This is a genomic window from Allobosea spartocytisi (assembly GCF_014764685.1).
In the GTDB taxonomy this organism is placed as follows: Bacteria; Pseudomonadota; Alphaproteobacteria; order Rhizobiales; family Beijerinckiaceae; genus Allobosea; species Allobosea spartocytisi.
Genome location: NZ_JACXWY010000061.1, coordinates 1 through 1,012 on the forward strand (window position 1 = coordinate 1; position 1,012 = coordinate 1,012).

At 73.5% G+C, this 1,012-nt stretch carries 1 protein-coding gene; it reads right to left on the reverse strand.

The window, feature by feature from the left end:
* Positions 1 to 2: 2 nt before the first annotated feature.
* A partial coding sequence (locus IED13_RS28480; protein WP_248312822.1) for a methyl-accepting chemotaxis protein occupies positions 3 to 1,012 on the reverse strand: 1,010 nt, incomplete at its 5' end.

Below are 1,012 nucleotides of genomic sequence, written 5' to 3' on the forward strand. Positions count from 1 at the left end.
CCTCAGAACTCTTCCCATCCGGTGTCGATGGCGCGGCCATTGGCGACCTTGCGGGGGGCTGGGGCGGTCCGGGACTGGACGAAGGCGGCCTCGGCGAGCTGGCGCAGCCGCGCCGGCTCGGGCGCGGTGGTGGCGGCAGCCGGAGTGGGCCGGGCCGGGACGGCAGGGGCCGCCTTCGCCGGGCGGGCGGGCGCCGCCGCATGGGCTTGCGGATAGCCGGATTGCCCGGCCGCCTCGCGGCCGGTGCGGAAGGTCGCGACGAGGTCGTTGAGCTGGCCGATGCGGCCCGAGAGCGAGCCGGCCGAGGCCGCGCTCTGCTCGGCCAGCGCCGCATTCGCCTGCGTCATCTCGTCGAGATGCGCCACCGCCTGGCTCATCTCGTCGATGCCATTGGCCTGCTCGCCCGACGCCGCCGAGATGTCGGCGATGGTGGCGGCGACCTTGCGCGAGGCTTCGAGGATGCGGGCCAGCTGGTCGCCGGCCTGGCGCACCAGCTTCACCCCGGCGCCGACCTCGTCATTGGAGGAGGAGATCAGCCCGGAGATGTCCTTGGCCGCCTCGCCCGAGCGCTGCGCCAGGGTGCGCACCTCGGAGGCGACGACGGCAAAACCCTTGCCGGCCTCGCCGGCACGGGCCGCCTCGACCGCGGCGTTGAGCGCCAGCAGGTTGGTCTGGAAGGCGATGTCGTCGATGACGCGGATGATGTCGGAGATCTTCTGCGAGGCGCTCTCGATGCGGGCCATGGCCTCGACCGCCTGGCCGGCGATGGCGCCGCCGGACTGGGCGGCCTGCATGGCCTCGTCGGCGATGCGGGCGGCATCCTTCGAGGCCTGGGCCGAGGCCTTGACGGACGCGGCGAGCTCCTCGGTCGTCGCGGCGGTCTCCTCCAGCGAGGAGGCCTGCTCCTCGGTGCGCTTGGAGAGATCGTCGGCGCCCATGTTGATCTCGCGGGCGGCGAGCCCGACATCGGCCGAGGTCGTCTGGATCGTCGCGACCGTGGCCGAGAGGCGCT